The 20,026-nt window shown below is 70.8% G+C and carries 18 protein-coding genes and 2 riboswitches; of the genes, 13 read left to right on the forward strand and 5 right to left on the reverse strand.

Going from position 1 to position 20,026, the window contains the following annotated elements:
- Window positions 1-16: 16 nt before the first annotated feature.
- The 3 genes from EJK15_RS12380 to EJK15_RS12390 form a co-directional block, all read right to left on the reverse strand.
- Window positions 17-1,900, reverse strand: coding sequence for a sialidase family protein (locus EJK15_RS12380; RefSeq protein WP_138710532.1), 1,884 nt, complete (start codon window positions 1,898-1,900; stop codon window positions 17-19).
- 152 nt (window positions 1,901-2,052) lie between these two features.
- Window positions 2,053-3,171 (reverse strand): globin domain-containing protein, encoded by a 1,119-nt coding sequence (locus tag EJK15_RS12385; protein ID WP_138710533.1) that lies wholly within the window; start codon window positions 3,169-3,171, stop codon window positions 2,053-2,055.
- A gap of 261 nt (window positions 3,172-3,432) precedes the next feature.
- Window positions 3,433-4,590 (reverse strand): sigma-70 family RNA polymerase sigma factor, encoded by a 1,158-nt coding sequence (locus EJK15_RS12390; protein ID WP_240776926.1) that lies wholly within the window; start codon window positions 4,588-4,590, stop codon window positions 3,433-3,435.
- Window positions 4,591-4,964: 374 nt separating this feature from the next.
- On the opposite strand from EJK15_RS12390, the gene EJK15_RS12395 reads away from it, so the two are divergent.
- The 3 genes from EJK15_RS12395 to EJK15_RS12405 are packed head-to-tail and all read left to right on the forward strand — an operon-like array spanning window position 4,965 to window position 7,363.
- A complete protein-coding gene (locus EJK15_RS12395; protein WP_138710534.1) occupies window positions 4,965-5,651 on the forward strand; it encodes a gamma-glutamyl-gamma-aminobutyrate hydrolase family protein in 687 nt (228 codons plus the stop codon).
- A gap of 9 nt (window positions 5,652-5,660) precedes the next feature.
- Window positions 5,661-6,578 carry an alpha/beta hydrolase gene (locus EJK15_RS12400; protein WP_138710535.1) on the forward strand — a complete coding sequence of 306 codons (918 nt, stop codon included), beginning with the start codon at window positions 5,661-5,663 and terminating at the stop codon, window positions 6,576-6,578.
- Window positions 6,575-7,363 (forward strand): enoyl-CoA hydratase/isomerase family protein, encoded by a 789-nt coding sequence (locus EJK15_RS12405; RefSeq protein ID WP_138710536.1) that lies wholly within the window; start codon window positions 6,575-6,577, stop codon window positions 7,361-7,363. Before EJK15_RS12400 ends, EJK15_RS12405 begins: the two co-directional genes overlap by 4 nt.
- A 192-nt stretch (window positions 7,364-7,555) precedes the next feature.
- Here the strand turns inward: EJK15_RS12405 and EJK15_RS12410 are convergent, their stop codons facing one another.
- Together EJK15_RS12410 and EJK15_RS12415 are read right to left on the reverse strand one after the other, a co-directional pair.
- A complete protein-coding gene (locus tag EJK15_RS12410) occupies window positions 7,556-8,737 on the reverse strand; it encodes an acyl-CoA dehydrogenase family protein (protein ID WP_138710537.1) in 1,182 nt (393 codons plus the stop codon).
- 55 nt (window positions 8,738-8,792) lie between these two features.
- Window positions 8,793-9,383 (reverse strand): class I SAM-dependent methyltransferase, encoded by a 591-nt coding sequence (locus EJK15_RS12415; RefSeq protein WP_138710538.1) that lies wholly within the window; start codon window positions 9,381-9,383, stop codon window positions 8,793-8,795.
- A gap of 128 nt (window positions 9,384-9,511) precedes the next feature.
- Between EJK15_RS12415 and EJK15_RS12420 the strand changes: the two genes are divergently transcribed.
- From EJK15_RS12420 to EJK15_RS12465, 10 genes are all read left to right on the forward strand, one after another.
- Window positions 9,512-11,104 carry a sensor histidine kinase gene (locus EJK15_RS12420; protein ID WP_240776927.1) on the forward strand — a complete coding sequence of 531 codons (1,593 nt, stop codon included), beginning with the start codon at window positions 9,512-9,514 and terminating at the stop codon, window positions 11,102-11,104.
- Window positions 11,101-11,772, forward strand: coding sequence for a response regulator (locus tag EJK15_RS12425; protein ID WP_138710539.1), 672 nt, complete (start codon window positions 11,101-11,103; stop codon window positions 11,770-11,772). The genes EJK15_RS12420 and EJK15_RS12425 overlap by 4 nt, the downstream gene beginning before the upstream one ends.
- Window positions 11,773-11,971: 199 nt before the next feature.
- Window positions 11,972-12,565, forward strand: a complete 594-nt coding sequence (locus EJK15_RS12430) for a phosphoribosylanthranilate isomerase (RefSeq protein ID WP_138710540.1) — start codon at window positions 11,972-11,974, stop codon at window positions 12,563-12,565.
- The gene (locus EJK15_RS12435; protein ID WP_206060810.1) at window positions 12,555-13,346 is read left to right on the forward strand and encodes a GNAT family N-acetyltransferase; all 792 of its coding nucleotides are present in this window, start codon (window positions 12,555-12,557) and stop codon (window positions 13,344-13,346) included. Before EJK15_RS12430 ends, EJK15_RS12435 begins: the two co-directional genes overlap by 11 nt.
- Before the next feature lie 346 nt (window positions 13,347-13,692).
- Window positions 13,693-14,274: a cardiolipin synthase ClsA gene (gene clsA / locus EJK15_RS12440; RefSeq protein WP_138710541.1), complete on the forward strand. Its 582-nt coding sequence runs from the start codon at window positions 13,693-13,695 to the stop codon at window positions 14,272-14,274.
- 4 nt (window positions 14,275-14,278) lie between these two features.
- The gene (locus EJK15_RS12445; RefSeq protein WP_138710542.1) at window positions 14,279-16,783 is read left to right on the forward strand and encodes a mannose-1-phosphate guanyltransferase; all 2,505 of its coding nucleotides are present in this window, start codon (window positions 14,279-14,281) and stop codon (window positions 16,781-16,783) included.
- A gap of 282 nt (window positions 16,784-17,065) precedes the next feature.
- Window positions 17,066-17,578 (forward strand): FHA domain-containing protein, encoded by a 513-nt coding sequence (locus EJK15_RS12450; RefSeq protein WP_138710543.1) that lies wholly within the window; start codon window positions 17,066-17,068, stop codon window positions 17,576-17,578.
- A gap of 23 nt (window positions 17,579-17,601) precedes the next feature.
- Window positions 17,602-18,228, forward strand: a complete 627-nt coding sequence (gene ftsR / locus EJK15_RS12455) for a transcriptional regulator FtsR (protein ID WP_240776928.1) — start codon at window positions 17,602-17,604, stop codon at window positions 18,226-18,228.
- Window positions 18,229-18,360: 132 nt separating this feature from the next.
- On the forward strand, window positions 18,361-18,831 hold the full coding sequence (locus EJK15_RS12460) for a bifunctional nuclease family protein (protein WP_020539830.1): 471 nt from the start codon (window positions 18,361-18,363) through the stop codon (window positions 18,829-18,831).
- Between the two features lie 147 nt (window positions 18,832-18,978).
- Window positions 18,979-19,599 carry a MerR family transcriptional regulator gene (locus EJK15_RS12465; protein ID WP_138710545.1) on the forward strand — a complete coding sequence of 207 codons (621 nt, stop codon included), beginning with the start codon at window positions 18,979-18,981 and terminating at the stop codon, window positions 19,597-19,599.
- 197 nt (window positions 19,600-19,796) lie between these two features.
- Window positions 19,797-19,895, forward strand: a riboswitch (glycine riboswitch).
- Window positions 19,896-20,006, forward strand: a riboswitch (glycine riboswitch).
- The last annotated feature ends 20 nt before the right edge of the window (window positions 20,007-20,026 follow it).

Here is a 20,026-nt window from a genome sequence, read left to right on the forward strand (position 1 = left end):
GCTGTCAACCTCCGGATCAGAAGACGGGCCGACGGGCCGTGAAGATCTCCTGCTCGTTGGCCGGGTCGGCGTGCTGCATGGGCGCCGTGCACGCCTTGGGCGGGACGCCCGGCTGCCCGGTGCCCGGGCAGAGGAACAGCGCGGGCTCGCGAGTGTCGGACCAGAGCGGGTACGCGCTGGTCGCGGTGGCCGACACCTGGATGTAGTCGCCGAAGAACAGCCCGCCGAACTGGGTGGGCGGCGGCATGCTCGACGAGGTCACGCGCTGCGTCACGTACCCGGAGCCGGTGCGCGTGGACAACGAGATGTCGGAGAAGCCGGTCGTGGCGGCGTCGCCGTACTGGCGGTCGTAGTACGTGACCACGTACCGGCCGGTCGGGGTGTAGTCGGAGCCGTGCCAGAACTGGTCGGTGGTGCGCTGCCCGGGCCGGTCGGTGGCCGACGGCAGGGTGCGCACGTCGGCGGAGGTGCCGGCGAAGCTCGCGCCGCCGTCGGTGGACTCGGAGACCACGATGTCGTTGTTGCAGGCGCCCTTCACCCCGGTGTAGAGCGGGTTGCCCAGCGGCCCGGTGAAGCCGGCCGGGGTGCAACCGCCGGACTCGCGGGAGTTGCGGCTGATGAACGACCCGTAGGCCACCGTCACCTGCGCCGGGTTCTTCGGGTTGACGTTGACGTAGGGGTAGTTGGCGGCCCGGAAGACCGAGTTGAACGTGGGGCCCTTCTCCGGCACGCAGGAGCGTCCCGGGTCCTGGCCGTTCTGGTAGGTGGCGCAGTCGGGCAGCTCGAAGAAGTCGCCGGCCTTCACCGGCGCCGAGTAGGTGGCGCCGCCGTCGGTGGACTTGGCCAGCAGCATCTGCAGGTGGTTGTCGCCCGCGCCGGCCGGCGTGGTGTTGTGGTTGGCCCACACGACGTAGAGCGCGCCGTCGGGGCCGACCGACGGATGGGAGAACTGGTTGACGTTGCACGAGCCGCGCGGCGTGGGGATGCCGAAGGTGCTGGAGCACAGCGCCGAGTCGCCGCTGACCAGCACCGGGTCGCTGAACGTCTCGCCGTAGTCGGCGGAGTAGGCGCCGAAGATGTACGCCGTCCCATCGGAGTCGAACGTCGTCCACGTCACGTACACGCGGTCCCTGAACGGGCTCGAGACGTAGTGGTCGACGGCCATGAGCTGCTTGTCCAGCAGGAAGTCCCCGGCGCCCGCGAGGTCCGTGTGCTCGGCCACCGGCCGCCCCGGGAAATTGAACGAGGCGCCGCCCGTGCCCGTGGAGCGGAAGACGTACATGGCGCTGGACTGGTCGGGGTCGGTGGTCACGGTGGCGCCGCGCTTGAAGGCCAGGCATGACAGGTACGCGTTGCCGCGGCTGTCCCAGTCCAGCGACGGGTCGCCGCCGGCCTGCCAGTACTGGCGGGGGACGCCGCCGAACGCGGTGCCCCTGGTGAAGCCGTTCGGCACGGTGGAGTCGGCCCAGCTGGCGCCGCCGTCGGCCGAGTACGACACGCCGCAGGTGCCGTCGCCGCGCCGGTAGTCGTTGTAGCCGGCCACGATCTGCTTGGGATTGTTCGGGTTGGCCGCGATCCAGGTCTCGTTCTGGGCCTGCGAGCGCCCGTGCATGTCGGGGTCGGTGATGTTGGCGCAGTTGACGTTGACCTTGACGTTGTCGCCGCGGCGGTCGTCACAGTCGGGTGTGACGGCGGGCTTGAAGCCGGTGAGCCCGCGCCGCGCGGCGCCGGACCGCTCGGCCAGGGCGTCGACGAGCGCGCCCGAGGCCAGGCGCTGCTGCCAGGGCTTGAGGTCCTGGAAGCCGAACCCCTCGGCGGTGGCCGCGGGTCCCGATAACGAGATCGCGGCGAGCACGAGCGTGTTCGCGGCGACCAGGCTGAGGGCATGCCGGAATCGCATCCTGCCTCCAAAGAGACGGTCGGAACCGAAGCCGGGTTCTCCCCGATCGGTCACCTCACCCTTGGGGGAAGGACCCGAGAACTGGACGGTAAGCCCGGCTCGCCGGTGCGCCAAGCCCTAGCCGTGACCTTATGTGGACATTTCTGTAAGGATCATCGTTCGCCCTGGATGATGTCCCGGTGGATGCGCGACAGGGGCACGCCGTCGATCTGGAGGCGGCGGACGGTCTCGTTGACCATGGCGGATGGGCCGCACACGTACACGTCGTGCTCGGCCCAGGAATGGAAGCGCTGCGTCACCTCGGGCAGGTGGCCGCGCATCCCGTCGAACGACGGCTGGTCGGAGACCACGGGCAGCACCCGCAGCCAGGGGAACGACGACGCCATCCTGATCAGGTCGGGCAGGTCGTACAGCTCCTCGGCGGTGCGGGCGCCGTACAGCAGGTGGATGTTGGGCCGGCGGCCCGAGTTGATGATCGACTCGATGATGGCCTTCAGCGGCGCCAGGCCGGTGCCCCCCGCCACGCACAGCACGTCGCGCATGCTGCTCTCGCGCGGCATCATCGTGCCCATCGGCGGCCCCAGCAGGAGCTGGTCGCCGATGCGGGTGTGCCTGATCAGCGTGGTGGACACCCAGCCGCCCGGGATCGAGCGCACGTGCAGCCTGATCGTGTTGTCCGGGCGCGGAGCGTTCGCGATGGAGAACGTCCGCCACACGCGCGGCCAGCGTGCGGTCTGCACGTTGACGTACTGGCCCGGCTGGTACGGCAGCCGCTGCGTGGGCCGCAGCGTGATGACCGCGATGTCGCGATAGCGCTGCTCGTGGTCGATCACCTCGGCCAGCCACCACGCGGGAGATACCCCCGAGTCGGACTCCGCCGATTCGATCATGAGATTGGCCGCGGCCGTGTAGGCCGCCACCCAGGCCGCCTCGATCTCGTGGTTCCAGATGTCGGACGCGAAGCGGCGGATCGTGGCGAGCAGGGCGCTGCCGACGGCCGTGTAGTGCTCGGCGATCACGCCGTACTTTCGGTGGTCCCTGCCGAGATGGCCCAGGAAGGCTGCGAGGCTGTCCGGGCTGTCCAGGCTCCACACGATCCGGGTCAGCGCGCCGAACAGCCGGTCGCGCTGGACGTCCATGGCGGGCGGGAACATGGCGCGCAACTGCGGATTCTCGGCGAACAGCCGGCCGTAGAAATAGGCCGTGGCCTTGTCGGCATGCGGTTCGACGACGGAGAAACTCTCCTTCACCAGACGCGGATTCAACGACATGTATCGCAACCCCACTTATTGACCGGAAACGCATTCCGGTCTTGTCGTTCCACCTCCCTGACGGCTCCGGGTCGGGAGCGCGCGGCGGGCCCCGGCACATCCGACGCGCTCAAAAATGAGTCTTACACCCACCATGACGCGCCACAACCGTTTCCCCCTAATACGGTGCGAAGCAGAACTATCAGTTGTGGGCTCGTGATTGTCCGGGCTCAGCGTTTCCGTTTTTCGGACAGCGAATGCGAATGTAAGTCATATTCGCATTCAGTGGTCTAGTTCGGAGGGAAGGCCGAAACAGCGGAACACGCCCGGGTCGAGGAATCCGGCGATCTCCGTGATGCGGCCGCCGCGCAGGCTGAGCACGTTGACCGCGCCCAGCCGCCAGCGGTCCTCACGCCGCTGATAGCACGCGAACGCGAGCTGGCCGTTGGCCTGGATCGGCACCAGCCGCCAGCCGGTGGCGAACACGCGGCGGCGCAGGAACCGCTCCACGGCGTCCCGGCCGTCGAACCACGCCGGCAGCGGCGGCATCGTGAACCTGGCGTCCCGCGCCAGCAGCTCCAGCAGGGCGGGCACGTCCGCCCGCTCCCAGGCCGCCACGAAGGCGCCCACCAGCTCGCGGCGGCCCTCGTCGCCGAGGGCGTCCAGCTCATCCTGCTGCGTCACCGGCGGCACCCGCTCCTCGATCGCCTTCCTGGCGCGCTGCAGCGCGCTGTTGACCGAGGCGGGCGTGGTGTCCAGGGCGCGGGCCGTCTCGGCGGCGGAGAACTCCAGCACCTCGCGCAGGATCAGCACGGCCCGCTGCGTGGCGGGCAGGTGCTGCAGGGCCGCGACGAACGCCAGCTCCACGCTCTCGCGCCGGGTGTAGTGGTCGGCCGGGTCGTCGGGCCAGGGCTCCAGCCAGACCCGCCCCGGCACGATCTCGCCCAGGTTGTCGACGTCGTCCAGCGGCGGGCCGTACTCCATGGAGACCATCCGGCGCGGCCGGCGCTCCAGCATCCGCAGGCAGGCGTTGGTGCCGATGCGGTAGAGCCACGCGCGCAGCGAGCTGCGCCCCTCGAACCCGGCCAGCCCGCGCCACGCTCCGAGCAGCGTCTCCTGCAGCGCGTCCTCGGCGTCCTGGACCGAGCCGAGCATCCGGTAGCAGTGCGCGTAGAGCTCGCGGCGGTGGCCCCCGACCAGCCGCTCGAACGACTCCGCGTCGCCCGCGCGGGCCGCGGCGAGGGTCTCGGGATCAACTGCGGCGGTCATGCTGCGCTCCTGGGCGGCCATGATGTCCTGTGCACGGGCGATCCACTCGGCCGGCCCGCACAAATACGACACCCGTTCGCGGCCGAGCGGCGTGAGGGAGTATGCCACCTCCGGCGGCATCTGCGCCGACACCGACCGCCGCATGGCGCTGCTCACGGAGCCGGCCGCCAAGGAGGGCCTCACTGGTCCTGCCGACCCGGTGCCGAAACGTTCCGGTTCCGGCCATGGCAGTCCTCCATCCCAGGCGGGTGGCGTGGGGAAGGCGCTCGGATCTTCGTCTTCGCCGCGAGCGCGGACGCCTACTGGTGGCTCAGCGACAGGGTCGGGCACTACCTCGGTCTCATGTACCAGCTCCAGCTTCCCGACACGAAAGGCGAGAAGCGTGACGAAAGCCGAAAAGTCCGGTGGTGTGGGAGGCAAGTGGTAGTCGAGGATCTTTGGGAGAGGCGACATATGGGAAAGACTGTGCGTCATGATGGGGCCAGTGGCCGTCACCTGACACCGGGCGGCGGCGGCACGAACTCCACCATGCTCCGGGAGATCGCATGTCCCGACCGCTGATCGGTATCACCGCCTACTTCGAGGCCGCCCGCTGGGGCGACTGGGTGCGGGAGGCCGTCCTGTCCCCGCACGCCTACGCCAAGGCGGTGACGCGGGCAGGGGGCGCGCCGGTGGTGCTGCCACCGCTCAGCCCGCACGCCGCCGAGGACTACGCACGCGGTCTCAACGGCGTGGTGCTGGCCGGCGGCGTCGAGCTGGCGGCCGCCGCCTACGACGACGAGCAGGACGCGCGGGTCCCCGAGCCGCAGGCGCACCGGGACCGCTTCGAGCTGGCGCTGGCCAGGGCGGCCGTGCGCGCCGACATCCCGATCCTGGCCATCGCCAGGGGCATGCACGTGCTCAACGTCGCCCAGGGCGGCACGCTGATCCCGTGGCTGCCCCAGGTGCTCGACAACGACCGGCACGGCGAGCCCGGCGCGGCCCACGCGATCCAGGTCAGCGTCTCCAGCAAGCTCGGCAAGGCCATCGGCGACCACATCGAGGTCGTCGCCCCGCACCACCAGTCCGTGCGCCGGCTCGGCGGCGGCCTGCTGGCCGTGGCCTGGGCCGACGACCAGATCGTCGAGGGCATCGAGCTGCAAGGGCACAGGTTCGGCGTGGGCGTGCAGTGGCATCCGGAGCGAGGCGATGACAACCGGCTCTTCGATGCGTTCATGGAGGCGGCCCGCTAGGCTGCGATCATGCCGCTGCACCCCCAGGCGCGGGACTACCTCGCCTCCATGGCGTCGGACGAGGAAACCGACTTCGACTCGCTCACGCTGGAGGACATCCAGCGGACGCGGGCGGCGAACGACGACGCCGCGATCCATCGCGGCCCGCTCACGAAGCTGCCCTTCGTCCGCGACGAGGTGGCCGAGGGCGTGCCCATCCGGATCTACCGCGCCGATCCCGGCGACGGCCTGCTGCCGGTCGTGGTCTACTTCCACGGCGGCGGCTGGGTCTACGGCAGCATCAGGCGGGCCGACGCGGTCGCGCGCTACCTGGCGATCCACGCCGGGGCGGTGGTGGTGTCGGCCGGCTACCGGCTCGCCCCCGAGCACCCGTTCCCCGCCGCCGCCGACGACGCGTGGACCGTCGTGCGCGACATCTTCGCCCGGCCCGCCTTCTACCAGAACAACGGCAGCGTGGCGGTGGCCGGCGAGAGCGCGGGCGGCAACCTGGCCGCCGTCGCCGCCTGGCAGGCCCGCGACGCCGGGCTGCGCCTGGCGCACCAGGCCCTGGTCTGCCCGGTGCTGGACGCGGCCATGGACACGCCCAGCCACCGGGACTACGCCAAGGGATACGCGCTCCCCGGCGCGGAGATCGCGTGGTTCCTGCGGCAGTACGCGGACGGAGCCGACCCCGCCGATCCGCGCCTGTCCCCGCTGCGGCTGCCCGACGTCGCGGGCCTCGCGCCGGCGACCGTGGTGACGGCCGAATACGACGTACTGAGAGACGAGGGCGAGGCGTACGCCCGGCGCCTGGCACAGGCGGGCGTGCCCGCCGAGAGCCGCAGGTACGACGGCGCCGTGCACGGCTTCTTCGCCCTGCCCGGCCTGTTCGACCAGGCCCTCGAGGCCCGCGCGTACGTGGCGGAACGGCTGCGGGAATCCCTGTGAACTACGACAACTACGACAAGCTAAAGATCGACACCCCGGCCGACGGCGTGCTGAGGGTCACGATCAGCGAGCCGGGCAGGCTCAACGCCGTCGACATGACTGCGCACCGCGAGCTGGGCGAGATCTGGCGCGACGCCGACCGCGACGTGAGCGTGCGGGCCATCGTGGTCAGGGGAGAGGGCACGGCGTTCTCCGCGGGCGGCGACCTGTCGATGATCGAGGAGATGACGCGCGACCACGCCACCAGGCTGCGCATCTTCGCCGAGGCTCGCGACATCGTCTACAACGTGCTCAACTGCGCCAAGCCGATCGTCTCCGCCGTCCAGGGCCCCGCCGTCGGAGCCGGGCTCGCGGTCGCGCTGCTGGCCGACATCTCCGTCGCCGGCCGCACCGCGCGGATCATCGACGGGCACACCAGGCTCGGCGTCGCGGCCGGCGACCACGCCGCGATCGTGTGGCCCCTGCTGTGCGGGCTGGCCAAGGCCAAATACCACCTGCTGCTGTGCGAGCCGGTGACCGGGGCGGAGGCCGAGCGGATGGGGCTGGTCAGCCTGTGTGTCGACGACGACCAGGTGCACGACAAGGCCATGGAGATCGCCGTCAGGCTCGCCGCCGGCGCGCAGGAGGCGATCAGGCTGACCAAATACTCGCTCAACAACTGGCTGCGGCTGGCCGGGCCGACCTTCGACGCCTCGCTGGCCATGGAGTTCCTCGGCTTCAGCGGGCCGGACGTGGCCGAGGGCGTGCGCGCTTTGCGGGAGAAGCGGCCCCCGTCGTTCGGCTGAGCACGGGCGTGTGCTTCCCCGGACCTCGGGTAGGCGCAGCTCAAGGAGAAACAACGACACGGCGGGCCCGCCGTTGCGAGTAGAGGGAAGGCGAGTCCTCCGGGGCCGAGAACGCCGCCCCGGAGGACCAAGCAGAGGCCTTCCAGCGACCGATCACGAGACGACAAGGTGGGAAACCGGGCTGAACGGCGGCTAGAAGCTGCGGGGCAGCCCGAGCACCTGGGTCGCGAGGTAGTTGAGCAGGAGCTCCTCCGTCACGGGTGCCACCTTCCCGATCCTGGCGTCGGCGAGCAGCCTCGCCACCGGATACTCCAGCGAGTACGCCATCCCGCCGTGCGTCTGGAACGCCGCGTCGGCCGCCTCCCAGGCGGCCTGCGAGGCGGTCAGCTTGGCGATGTTGGCCTCGGTGCCGCACGGCAGCCGCCGGTCGAAGGACCAGGCCGCCTTGTAGATCATCAGCCTGGCCAGCTCGATCTTGGCCTTGACCTGCGCCAGCGGGAAGGCGATGGCCTGGTTGGCGCCGATCGGCCGGCCGAAGACCTCGCGCTGCTTCGCGTAGTCGACGGCGACTCGCAGAGCCACCTCGGCTCCGCCCAGCGCGGAGGCGGCCAGCAGGATCCGCTCCGGGTTGAGGATGTCCCACAGCACGACCGCGCCCTGGTCCACCTCGCCGACCACGTTCGAGGCGGGCACCCGCAGGTCGTCGAGAAACACCATGTTCGACGGCGTCGTGTTCGCGCCGAGCTTGGGGATCGGCCGGTAGGAGAGCCGCCCGGCGGCGACCGCCTCGGGGACGTTCACCAGGAACACCGTCAGCCCGTTCGCGCGCGGCCGCGCCTCGGCGGCCGGGATGGTCCTGGCCACCAGCAGCATCCAGGTGGCCCGCTGCACGCCGGTGATCCAGATCTTCTGCCCATTGATCACGTACTCGCCGCCGTCGCGCCGGGCCGACGTGGTGATCGCCAGCGAGTTGGAGCCGGCGTCGGGCTCGGTCAGCGCGAAGCACGTCTCGATCTCACCCGTGGCCAGCCGGGGCAGCAGGTCCGCCCGCTGCTCGGGCGTGCCGTGCCGGGCGATCGTGAGCGCGCCGAAGCCGGGCGTCAGCACGTACGTGAACGCCGAGCCGCCCGCCGCGCCCGAGGCCGCCAGCGTCTCGGTGGCGACCGCCAGCTCCAGCAGCCCCTGGCCGCCGCCGCCGTGCTCCTCGGGCACCGCCAGGCCGAGCCAGCCGCCCTTGGCCAGCTCCTGCCAGACCTCCTCCGGCCACCGCTTGTCGCTCTCGCACCGCTGCCAATAGTCAAGGTCGTAACGGGAGCAGATGCCGGCGATGCCGGCCTGGACGGCCAGGGCGGTGTCCGGAAGGGTGAAATCCATCACGCCATCGTAGAATCATGTTCGGTTCAAGGTCGAGGCCACGCGCCGGACGCCTTCAGCGCCGCGGGCGGCGCGCGTGGAACACGAAGGCCGGGGGAGGGTTGCGCCACACCGTACGCCCCGGCACGACCTCCTCGAACCGCTCGGCCAGCAGCGCGCGGAAGCGCCGCGCCGAGCCGAGCGGGATGGCGTGAATGTAGGAGAACGTCGTGAACGCCGCGCCCAGGCCCATCGCCGCCGTCACCGCCTCCAGCAGATCACGCTGCGACTCCTCAGGAAAGGCCGCCCACGGCAGCCCGCTCACCACCACGTCCGCCTGCCGCAACCCCCGCTCCCGCAGCAGCTCGCCCAGCCGCGCCGCATCGGCGTGCACCACGTCCACGGCCGGGAAACGTCCGGCCAGCAGCCCCGCCATGGTCTCGTTGACCTCCACGGCCAGGTGGTGGCCGCGCCCGGCCAGCCGCTGCTGGATCTCCGCGGTGAACGGCCCGGTGCCGGGGCCGAGCTCCACCACCGTCGGTTCGCCACGCTCCGGGATCGGTGCGCAGACGGCGGAGGCCAGCCGCCGCGAGCTGGGCGCGACCGCCCCGATCACGGCGGGAGCGCGCAGGAACTGGCCGAGGAAAAGTGCGGTGTCGTTCGACATGGCTCGAACCTAGGGGCAAGATCGCGCCCGATCGCTCCGCCGTCAGGGCGGAGCTGCGGCCAGTAGGAGGAGGCGCGGTCCTCCGCCCGGAGGATTAGCCGTTCACGATGGACGGATACCGTGAGCGCATGCGTTGGCGCGGTGTGCCGCTGGATGTCCTCCTGGCGGGTTCGGGTGTGGCCCTGGACCTGTTGACCACGTCCCATGCCGGCGACACGAAATACCTGCCCGCGGAGACGAACGTCCCGATGGCGCTGCTGGCGGGCCTGCCCATGGGGCTGGTCCGGCGCTGGCCGGTGCCCGTCACCCTCTACCTGGGCGTGCTCCTGGTCGTCACCGACCAGCTGGGGTCGTTCACGTCCAACACTGCGCAGATCCTCGTCTGCGTCGCGCTCGGCGTGGTCGGAAACCAGTCGAGCTGGCGGGCCAGCGCGGTGGCCGTGGCCGCGACGATCGTCGCGACCGCGATCAACATCGCCGACCCCGGCATCGCGCTCACCGCCGGCAGTTGGATGTACTCGTTCCTGCTGCCCGTCTTCCCCGCCGCGCTGGGCGCCTATCTGCGCAATTCGGCCGGGCGGCTGGAGGAGCGCGACGTCACCCCCGACGCGCTGCTCGCCGCCGGCGGCGTGGCGATCACCGTGCTCAGCACCTGGACCTCCTGGCACTCGGGCACCCAGCCCGTCTGGGTCGTCGGGCTGCTGGCCGTGGTGGGCGGCCTGTCGCTGGGCATCGCCAGGCGGATGCCCGGGCTGGTCTTCCTGGTGCAGGGCGTGCTGCTCCTCTCGGCCGACACCTACCTGAACGACGCCGTCAACACCTGCGTGATCCTCACGCTGATCGCGATCGGCGTGTTCGCCATGCGCGTGGCCTCCTGGGCGTGGACGGCGGCGGCGTACTTCGCCGGCTCCCTGCTGACCGCGATCGCCGTCGTCGGCGACGACACGCACGTCACTCCGTTCCGCGTCGGCGTGCTGATGACGCTGGTCGCCACGCCGATCGCGATCGGCCGCTACCTCGGCATGCGGCAGGCCGCCGTGGCCGCCGAGCGGCTGGGCGCCGAGGAGTCCGCCCGGGCGGCGGTGGCCCAGGTGCGGGCCGACCAGCTCGCCGAGCGCGAGCGCATCGCCCGCGACGTGCACGACGTCGTCGCCCACCACGTCGGCGCCATGGTGCTGCGGGCCGGCGCCGCCCGCTACACCGCCCCCGACGGCCCCGTCGCCGACGCGCTCACCGACATCCGCGAGACCGGCCACCAGGTGCTGCAGGACCTGCGCGACCTGCTCGACCTGCTGCGCGAGCCGGAGCGCCAGCCCCACCTGCTGGCCAACCCCGCCGACGTCGTACGCGAGTCGGCCGAGCGCATGGCCGCCGCGGGGCTCGTGGTCGACCTCGACCTCGACCCGGCCACCGACCAGGCCCCGCTCATCGCCCGCACCTCTGCCGCCCGCATCGTCCAGGAAGGACTCACCAACGTGCTCAAGCACGCAGGCCCCGGCACCCGGGTCCGCGTCACGGTCGCTCCGGCAGGGGAGGGACTGTCGGTGGAGATCCGCAACGGCCCCCCGCCCACCACCCTCGAACGCCTGCCCTCGTCCGGCCGTGGCCTGGCCGGCATGCGCGAGCGCGTCCGGGCCCTCGGCGGCACCCTCAGCGCCGGCCCCGACGGAGAGGGCGGCTGGCTCCTGGCCGCCAGCCTGCCCGCGAGGAGCGCCGTATGATCCGCGTGCTGGTGGCCGACGACCAGGCGCTCGTCCGCGCGGGCGTGCGCATGCTGCTGCAGGCCGCGGGCGACATGGAGGTCGTGGGCGAGGCCGAGGACGGCGCCGAGGCGGTGCGCCTGGCCGAGCGCCATCTGCCCGACGTCATCCTCATGGACCTGCGCATGCCCAGGGTCGACGGCCTGGAGGCGATCAAACGCGTGCTCGCAGCCCGGCCGGGGGCCAGGATCGTGGTGCTGACCACGTTCGCCGAGGACGCCAACGTCTACGCCTCCCTGCGCGCCGGGGCGGTCGGCTTCCTGGTCAAGGACGACGAGCCGGAACGCATGGTGGACGCCGTACGCCGGGCGGCGGGCGGCGAGCAGCTGCTCGCGCCGTCGGTGCTGCGCAGAGTCGTGGAGCGCTTCCTGGCGGCCGAGGAGCAGGCCGCGACGCCCCCGCCCACCGGGCTGACCGAGCGCGAGCTGGAGGTGCTCGCCCTGGTCGGCACCGGCCTGTCCAACGCCGAGATCGCCGAGAAGCTGCACATCGGCGTCACCACGGTCAAGACCCACATCGCCGCCTCCATGGACAAGCTGGGCCTGCGCAACCGGATCCAGGCCGCGGTCGTCGCCCACCGCACGGGGCTCGTGGACGCGTCCTTCCGCCCGGTACGCCGCGGGCGCTGAGGTCCGTCACCCGGCGGACCGGCGATCATCCGCCAGGCGGACGACGCCCCGCCGCCCGTCGCCGGCGGTCTCCAGCACGTCACCTGGCTGTGGCTGGGCGCCCACCTGCCCAACGGGGTGCTCCTGTTCGGCCTCATCGCCGCGATGCTGATCTATGTCTGGTCACCGGCGGCCGCCCGCCGCCGCTAGGGTCTGAAGTGTGTACGTCAAGATCTGCGGGTTGAGCGAGCCCGAGCACGTGGCCACCGCCGTCGAGGCGGGCGCCGACGCCGTCGGGTTCGTCATGACCCGGAGCCCCCGCCGGATCGCGCCCGAGCGCGCGGCGGAGCTGGCCGCGCTGGTCCCCGCCCACGTGCTCACCGTCGGCGTGTTCCGCGGCGAGGACCCCGAGACGGTGCGGGCGGCGGCGCTGGCGTCCGGGGTGCGGGGCGTCCAGCTCCACGGCCGGCACCCGCACGGGGACTTCACCGCGCTCAAGGACCTCGGCGGCGTCCTGGTCAGAGCCGTCGACGCCGAGGCCGATCTGCGGTGCGGCGCCTACGACGAGGACCTCCTCCTCGTCGATGCCCCGCACGCGGGCTCCGGCCAGCCGTGGGACTGGGCAGCGGTCCGCGGCCGCCCGACGGGCCGGTGGATGCTGGCCGGCGGCCTCGACCCGGCGAACGTGACCGAGGCGATCGCCGCCGCCGGCCCGTGGGGGGTCGACGTGTCCAGCGGCGTGGAGATCTCGCCCGGGGTGAAGGACTCGGCCCTCATCAGGGCGTTCGTGAAGGCGGTGCGGGGTGCCCGCTGACCTGGCCCGCGCCCTCGACTTCATGCGCGCTTTCGCCCGCCGCAAGGCGCCACGGGAGATCGCGGTCCCGGGCGGGTTCGCGGTCCTCGACGACCGCTATCCGAGCTCGTACGACGACAACAAGCTGATCGTCTGGACCTGCGACGACCTCGGCGCGACGCTGGAATCGTCGGACAAGGCCCGGGAAGCGGCCGGACGGCTGCTGCGGGCGGCCGACGAGGTGCTCGCGGAGAGGGCCCACCGGCTGGTGTCCGTGGACGACGACCGGCTGGGCACGGCGTTCGCGGACGCGTTCGCGGCCGCCGGCTACGGGCACGAGACGAATATGATCATGGCCTTCCGCGGCGAGATCCCGCACGACCCGCCCCCCGCCGAACGGCTCGGCCTCGCGGACCTGCTGCCCGCGCTGCGCCGCGACTGGCGCCGTTCGCTGCCGCAGGCGCCGGATGACGTGGTCGACCTGCTCGCCAGGCGAGTGGAGGCCCGCCTGCGGGGCGCCGACGTGGTCGCCTTCCGCGGGGTCCGCGCCCCGGACGGCGAGCTCGCCGCCAGGGCCGACCTCTACGCACACGGCGGGGTGGCCCAGATCGAGGACGTCTTCACCGGCGAGGAGCACCGGGGCAAGGGATACTCCCGCGCCCTGATGACCGCGCTGCTCGCGGAGGCGGCGGGGGCCGCGCTCATCTTCCTGGTGGCCGACGCGGGGGACTGGCCGAAGGACTTCTACGGCAGGCTCGGCTTCGAGGAACTGGGCCGCACCCACTCCTTCCTGCACACCTGACCCCCAGCCACACCTGACCCCGCGCGTCGCCGCGCGCCGAGCCGGGCGAGCGGTCGGAGCGGTCACCGGCGCCGTTCGCGACGTCAGTCCCACAGATGGCCGTGCGATGTCGCGACGCGCCCGGCGCTCTGCCCCGGCTACCCGAGCGCTTGGGCCTGAGCCGGGGTGGGGTGGTGGAAAGTGTCCGAAACCGGACACGCGGGTGCGGGCGGCGGGGAGGGCTGAGCCGGGCGCGGCGCGGTGGGGGAGACGGGACCCTGGCTGGGTGGATGCCGTGGTGAGGTGCGTTTCAGTCCGGCCCAGGCGGGGCCGCTGTGTTGGAGTTCCACGCAGTAGGGTCTGCTGCGTGAGCGAAACTTCCGCCGAGGACCGAATCTGGACGATTCCCAACCTGCTGAGCTTCCTGCGCCTCCTTGGCGTGCCCGTGTTCCTCTGGCTGGTTCTCGGGCCCAAGGCGGACGGCTGGGCCATTGGGGTCCTCGCGGTGGCCGGGTTCACCGACTGGCTCGACGGAAAGATCGCCCGGGCGTTCAACCAGACCAGCAGGCTCGGCCGGATCATCGATCCGGCCGCCGACAAGCTCTACGTGTTCGCCACGATCCTGGCGCTGCTGCTGCGCGACGTCATCCCCTGGTGGCTGGTCGTCGTCATCCTGGGCCGGGAACTCTTCGTCGCGTGTTTCATCCCCGTACTCCGCAAACATGGCTATAGGGCACTCCAGGTGCATTTCCTGGGCAAGGCCGCCATGTTCAACCTCATGTACGCCTTCCCTCTCCTCTTCCTTGCCTCCCACACTGGGTGGTATGCCGATATAGCCCGAATTGCCGGGTGGGCGTTCGCGATCTGGGGAACGGGCCTGTATTGGTGGTCGGGGGTGCTGTATGTGGTACAGGTGCGCCAGCTCGTAACCTCGGCCAAAAAGGAGTGATCGGGTGAAGGCGGTCGTGATGGCAGGCGGGGAGGGCACTCGCCTGCGTCCCATGACCGCCAACCAGCCGAAACCCTTGCTCCCCGTGGTCAACCGGCCGATCATGGAGCACGTGCTCCGCCTGCTCAAGCGGCACGGCGTCACCGAGACGGTGGTCACGCTCCAGTTCCTGGCGGCCCTGGTGCGCAACTATTTCGGCGACGGCGACGAGCTCGGCATGAGCCTCCAGTACGCCACCGAAGACGTGCCCCTCGGCACCGCGGGCAGCGTCAAGAACGCCGCCGACCGGCTCCGGGACGACAGATTCCTGGTGATCTCTGGGGACGCCCTGACAGATATAGATTTATCCGACATGGTCCGATTTCACCGGGAAAATTCGGCGCTCGTGACAATCGGCCTGAAACGCGTACCGAATCCGCTCGAGTTCGGGATCATCATCGTCGACGAGGAGGGCCGCGTACAGCGCTTCCTCGAGAAGCCGACCTGGGGGCAGGTCTTCTCCGACACCGTCAACACCGGCATCTACGTCATGGAGCCCGAGATCCTCGACGCCGTGGCGCCCGGCGAGCCGGTCGACTGGTCCTCGGACATCTTCCCGGCCCTCCTCGAGCGCGGCGCCGCCATCTACGGGTACGTGGCCGACGGCTACTGGGAGGACGTCGGCACCCACGAGAGCTACCTCAAGGCCCAGGCCGACGCGCTGTCCGGCAAGGTCGCCCTGGACATCGCCGGCTTCGAGCTCTCGCCCGGCGTGTGGGTCGCCGAATCGGCCTCGGTGGACCCCGACGCCGTGCTCAAGGGCCCGCTGCTCATCGGCGAGTACGCCAAGGTCGAGGCGGGCGCCGAGCTGCGGGAGTTCACCGTGCTGGGCAACAACGCCGTCGTCCGCGAGGGCGCCTTCCTGCACCGCGCCATCGTCCACGACAACGTCTACCTCGGCCCCGGCGCCCACCTGCGCGGCTGCGTGATCGGCAAGAGCACCGACGTGATGGCCGGCGCCCGCATCGAGGAGAACGCCGTCATCGGCGACGAGTGCGTCATCGAGGCCGAGGCGTACGTCTCCAGCGGCGTCCGGGTCTACCCGTTCAAGACCGTCGAGGCCGGCGCGGTCGTCAACACCAGCGTCATCTGGGAGTCGCGCGGCCAGCGCAACCTGTTCGGTCCCAGAGGCATCAGCGGCCTGGTCAACGTCGAGATCACCGCCGAGCTGTGCGTGCGCCTGGCCAGCGCGTACGCCACCACCATGAAGAAGGGCGAGTACGTCGTCACCTCCCGCGACTGCTCGCTGGCCGCCAGGGCGCTCAAGCGGGCCGTCATCGGCGCGCTCACGGCGGGCGCCATCAACGTGCTCGACCTGGAGGCCGCCCCGCTGCCGGTGGCCCGCTTCCACACCAGCAGGGAGTCGGCCGCCGGCGGCATCGCGCTGCGCACCACGCCCGGCGACCCGCAGAGCGTGGACATCGTCATCATGGACGGCCGCGGCGCGGACCTCGCTCCGGGCGCGCAGCGCAAGCTGGAGCGGGTCTTCTCCCGTCAGGAGTTCCGCCGCGCCTTCCCCGGCGAGATCGCCGAGCTCACCTACCCGGCCAGGGCGGTCGAGGACTACGCCCACGAGCTGCTGCGCCACGTCGGCGTGGGCGACGTCAGGAACATGAAGGTCGTCGTCGACTGCGCGGGCGGCACCTCCTCGCTGGTCCTGCCCACGCTGCTCGGCCGCGTCGGCGTGGACGTGCTGACCGTGAACGCCCGCCTGGACGACGTCTCGCCCACCGAGACGCTCGCCGAGCGCCGCCGTGACCTGCAACGCCTGTCCGAGCTGGTCAGCTCCTCCCGGGCGGCGTTCGGCGTCCGGTTCGACCCCGTCGGCGAGCGGATCGCCTTGGTGGACGAGATGGGCCAGCTCATCAACGAGGAACGCGCCCTGCTCGTCGTGCTCGACCTCGTCGCCGCCGAGCGCAGGGGCGGCCAGGTGGCGCTGCCGGTCACCACGACCAGGGTCGCCGAGCAGGTCTGCCGCTTCCACGGCGTGCAGGTGCAGTGGACCTCCACCGCGCTCGACGCCCTCACCTCGGCCGCCGCCGGGCCTGACATGATCTTCGCGGCGGACGGGCGCGGCGGGTTCGTGGTGCCCGAGTTCAGCCCCGCCATCGACGGGCTGGCCGCGTTCATGCGCCTGCTGGGGCTGGTCGCCCGCACCCGCCTGTCGCTCAGCCAGATCGACGCCAGGATCCCCGAGATCAAGCTGCTCAAGCGCACCGTGCCGACGCCGTGGGCGGCCAAGGGCGCGGTCATGCGCTCGGTCATCGAGGCCGCCGAGGCCGAGCCCGAGGACCACCGCGTCGACACCACCGACGGCGTGCGCGTGGCCCGCGACGACGGAAGCTGGGTGCTCGTCCTGCCCGCCGCCACCGAGCCCGTCACCGACCTGTGGGCCGAGGCGCCCGACATGGACGGCGCCCAGGCCCTCCTCGAACGCTGGGCGCGCATCGTCGAGCAGGCCGCCACCTGACCGTTGATCACAGAGCGTGACAGAACGGATGAATAACGGCTTTTGCCGATGACGTGCCCAAGGAGTGCCGCAAGATCGTAATGTAGAAACGCGCGGCGGCATGGACCACGGGGCGGAAGCGGCGGTAACTTTGTCTGCGTCCAAACCACCGTCCAGCGCCCCGAGTTGACCTTTGCCGCTGATCAGCGTAAGTTGCGGCATTCGCAAACTTGAAAAAAGCGAAGCGAGGCGCGCCCGGAAGCACCGTCGCCGCGTCTTCGCGGTAGGAGGCCGAGCCGATCGATGCCGAGCGTCTACTGCACGCAGTGCGGGCACGCCAACCCCGAGGATGCCCGTTTCTGTTCCCGTTGTGGGTCACCGCTGACCAGACCCGAGGTCTCCGGGGATACCACGTCGACGATCTCCGTCGCGGGAATCGAGGCATACGAGGCTGAGACAGGCGACATGCTCCTGGCCGAGCGGGCGATCGTCGAGCAGCTGCCGCCCGGGACGGCGTTGCTCACGGTGACCAGGGGTCCCAACCAGGGCAGTCGTTTCCGGCTCGACAAAGAGCTGACCACGACCGGGCGCCATCCGGAGAGCGACATCTTCCTCGACGACATCACGGTCTCCCGCCGCCACGTGGAGTTCTACCGCCACCGCGGCGGCCAGTTCTCCGTGCGGGACGTGGGCAGCCTCAATGGCACCTACGTCAACCGGGAGCGGATCGAGGAAGTCCCCCTGCACTCCGGAGACGAGGTGCAGATCGGCAAGTTCCGCCTCGTCTTCCTGATGCGAGGCAACTCCGGGGCATGACTTCTCAGGCGGCACGCTCGCACATGAGCATCGGGGAGGTGCTCGCGCTCCTGCAGGGCGAGTTCCCCGATGTCACGATCTCCAAGATCAGGTTCTTGGAGGGCGAAGGGCTGATCGAGCCCGAGCGCAGCCCCTCCGGTTACCGCAAGTTCACCCACCTGCACGTCGAGCAGTTGCGCTTCATCCTCACCGAGCAGCGCGACCACTACCTGCCGCTGCGGGTGATCAAGGACAGGATGGCCGAGAGCTTCGGCCGCCCGCGCGCGGTGCAGGACAAGCAGGAGATCAGGCTCAGCCGGGCCGAGCTGCTCGATGCCGCCCGGATCGACGAGGAGACGCTCGCCGAGCTCGAGGACTACGGCCTGCTCGCCCCCGTGGCCAGGCGCTACGACGAGGAGGCGCTCAACGTGGCGCGCGCCGTCGGTGCCCTGGCCCGCTTCGGTCTGCACGCCAGGCACCTGCGCGCGGTCAAGGCCGCGGCCGAGCGCGAGTGCGGCCTGGTCGAGCAGACCGTGGCGCCCATACTGAAACGGCGCGCCCCGGGGGCGATCGGCGAGGCCGACGAGGCCGCCAGGGAACTGTCCAACCTCCTGCTCGAGCTGCACGCATCCCTTGTCCGCACGGGCGTGCGGTCGGTTCTGGGGCGTTGAGACCCAAGCGAGCCGGGAGGCGAGGGCACATTCCAGGCCCCTCGGGTGTTACGTTGAATTGAAGTAGCCAGTCAGCAGAAGCGACGAGCAAATAGCTGTGCCGGGTGACCGGTCAGGAATACGGAGCAGCCCGTGTTGCAGATGGAGGTCGTGGGCGTACGAGTTGAAATGCCCACAAATCAGCCGATCGTCTTGCTGAAGGAGGCACACGGGGAGCGGTTCCTTCCTATATGGATTGGCATGACCGAAGCCACGGCCATCGCCCTGGCCCAGGCGGAGGAGCCTCCGCCGCGGCCGCTCACCCATGACCTCTTCCGAGACGTGCTGAGCGCCCTGGGTGTCGGCCTGCGGGCGGTCAACATCGTCGCCCTGCGCGATGGCATCTTCTTCGCCGACCTGGTGTTCTCCAACGGCGTGGAGGTGAGCGCGCGGCCCTCGGACTCGATCGCGCTGGCGCTGCGCACCGGAGCACGCATCTTCGCCAGCGAGGAGGTGGTCCAGGAGGCCGGCGTGGTCATCCCGGACGACCAGGAGGACGAGGTGGAGAAGTTCAGGGAGTTCCTTGACACGATCACGCCCGAAGACTTCGGCAGGGCGGGGTAGGTATTTCGGTGCATTTACGCTTCACGACGCGCCGAGCCGGATCGTTGACTGGGCATGGTCACGGTCCTACGGTGCAAGTGAAACCCGTGGCCGCCCTTTACGAACCCCCAGATCAGGCCGCGGGATGAGAGAAAGCCGGAGGTCCGCGTGGCGGTCAGCAGCGGCGAGGGAAAGACGGCCGGCCAGGAAGATCCGGTGCGGCGTGAGGACGCGCGGCAGCGTGCCGGGGAGCAGGGCCTGCTCTTCGACGAGCAGCCGGCGGCGTTGCCGGGCGACATCGGATACCGCGGGCCGACGGCCTGCTCGGCGGCCGGCATCACCTACAGGCAGCTCGACTACTGGGCGCGTACCGGCCTGGTGGAGCCCACGATAAGAGCCGCGCACGGCTCGGGCTCCCAGCGGCTCTACAGCTTCCGCGACATCCTGGTGCTCAAAGTCGTCAAGCGGCTCCTCGACACCGGGGTGTCGTTGCAGCAGATCCGCACGGCCGTGCAGCACCTGCGTGATCGCGGGGTCGCCGACCTCGCGCAGATCACGCTCATGAGCGACGGCGTCAGCGTCTACGAGTGCACCTCGGCCGACGAGGTGATCGATCTGCTCCAGGGCGGCCAGGGCGTGTTCGGCATCGCGCTCGGCCGGGTCTGGCGCGAGGTCGAGGGATCCCTCGCGGAGCTGCCGGGGGAAAGAGCGGCGGTCGAGGACACCGTCCCGGCCGACCACCCCGCTGACGAACTCGCCCGTCGCCGACGCGCCCGACGCATAGGGTGAGCGCAGACCACGCTACTCATGGCGCCCCGCTGGACGCGGCACACCGTAGGCGCATGAACCGCAGCCTGCGGTGCACCGTTGAACCCGGCACACCATGAGTGCGGTCGTCGCTACATACGGTGCACGGCTGAAACGCCGCGCAACCGATGTAATTCGCGCGTAACGCTTAAGGTAGTAATCTGGACAGGCAAGGCTGACGACCCCGTGCGGGAGAGTCCCCGGGCCATTGGGTGCCGGGGCGCCGAAGGAGCAACCCTCCCCGGAATCTCTCAGGCATCCTGTACCGCTCGGGCGAGGCAACTCTGGAAAGCAGGTGCGCCCGCCAGGCGTACCTCACCGACGGTGCAAGCCCTGTCCGGGGTGAAGCTCTCAGGTCGCGGCTATGTCGCGCTGACAGAGGGGGAGATCCGGCACTCGCCCGCGCCCT

This window comes from Nonomuraea basaltis, from assembly GCF_005893125.1.
Taxonomy (GTDB): domain Bacteria; phylum Actinomycetota; class Actinomycetes; order Streptosporangiales; family Streptosporangiaceae; genus Nonomuraea; species Nonomuraea basaltis.

Excerpts from the sequence above, each read along its gene's own strand:
- EJK15_RS12380 (WP_138710532.1), bottom strand. The coding sequence starts at position 1,900 with ATGCGATTCCGGCATGCCCTCAGCCTGGTCGCCGCGAACACGCTCGTG.
- EJK15_RS12385 (WP_138710533.1), bottom strand. The coding sequence starts at position 3,171 with ATGTCGTTGAATCCGCGTCTGGTGAAGGAGAGTTTCTCCGTCGTCGAA.
- EJK15_RS12395 (WP_138710534.1), top strand. The coding sequence starts at position 4,965 with ATGTCCCGACCGCTGATCGGTATCACCGCCTACTTCGAGGCCGCCCGC.
- EJK15_RS12400 (WP_138710535.1), top strand. The coding sequence starts at position 5,661 with ATGCCGCTGCACCCCCAGGCGCGGGACTACCTCGCCTCCATGGCGTCG.
- EJK15_RS12410 (WP_138710537.1), bottom strand. The coding sequence starts at position 8,737 with ATGGATTTCACCCTTCCGGACACCGCCCTGGCCGTCCAGGCCGGCATC.
- EJK15_RS12415 (WP_138710538.1), bottom strand. The coding sequence starts at position 9,383 with ATGTCGAACGACACCGCACTTTTCCTCGGCCAGTTCCTGCGCGCTCCC.
- EJK15_RS12420 (WP_240776927.1), top strand. The coding sequence starts at position 9,512 with ATGCGTTGGCGCGGTGTGCCGCTGGATGTCCTCCTGGCGGGTTCGGGT.
- EJK15_RS12425 (WP_138710539.1), top strand. The coding sequence starts at position 11,101 with ATGATCCGCGTGCTGGTGGCCGACGACCAGGCGCTCGTCCGCGCGGGC.
- EJK15_RS12450 (WP_138710543.1), top strand. The coding sequence starts at position 17,066 with ATGCCGAGCGTCTACTGCACGCAGTGCGGGCACGCCAACCCCGAGGAT.
- ftsR (WP_240776928.1), top strand. The coding sequence starts at position 17,602 with ATGAGCATCGGGGAGGTGCTCGCGCTCCTGCAGGGCGAGTTCCCCGAT.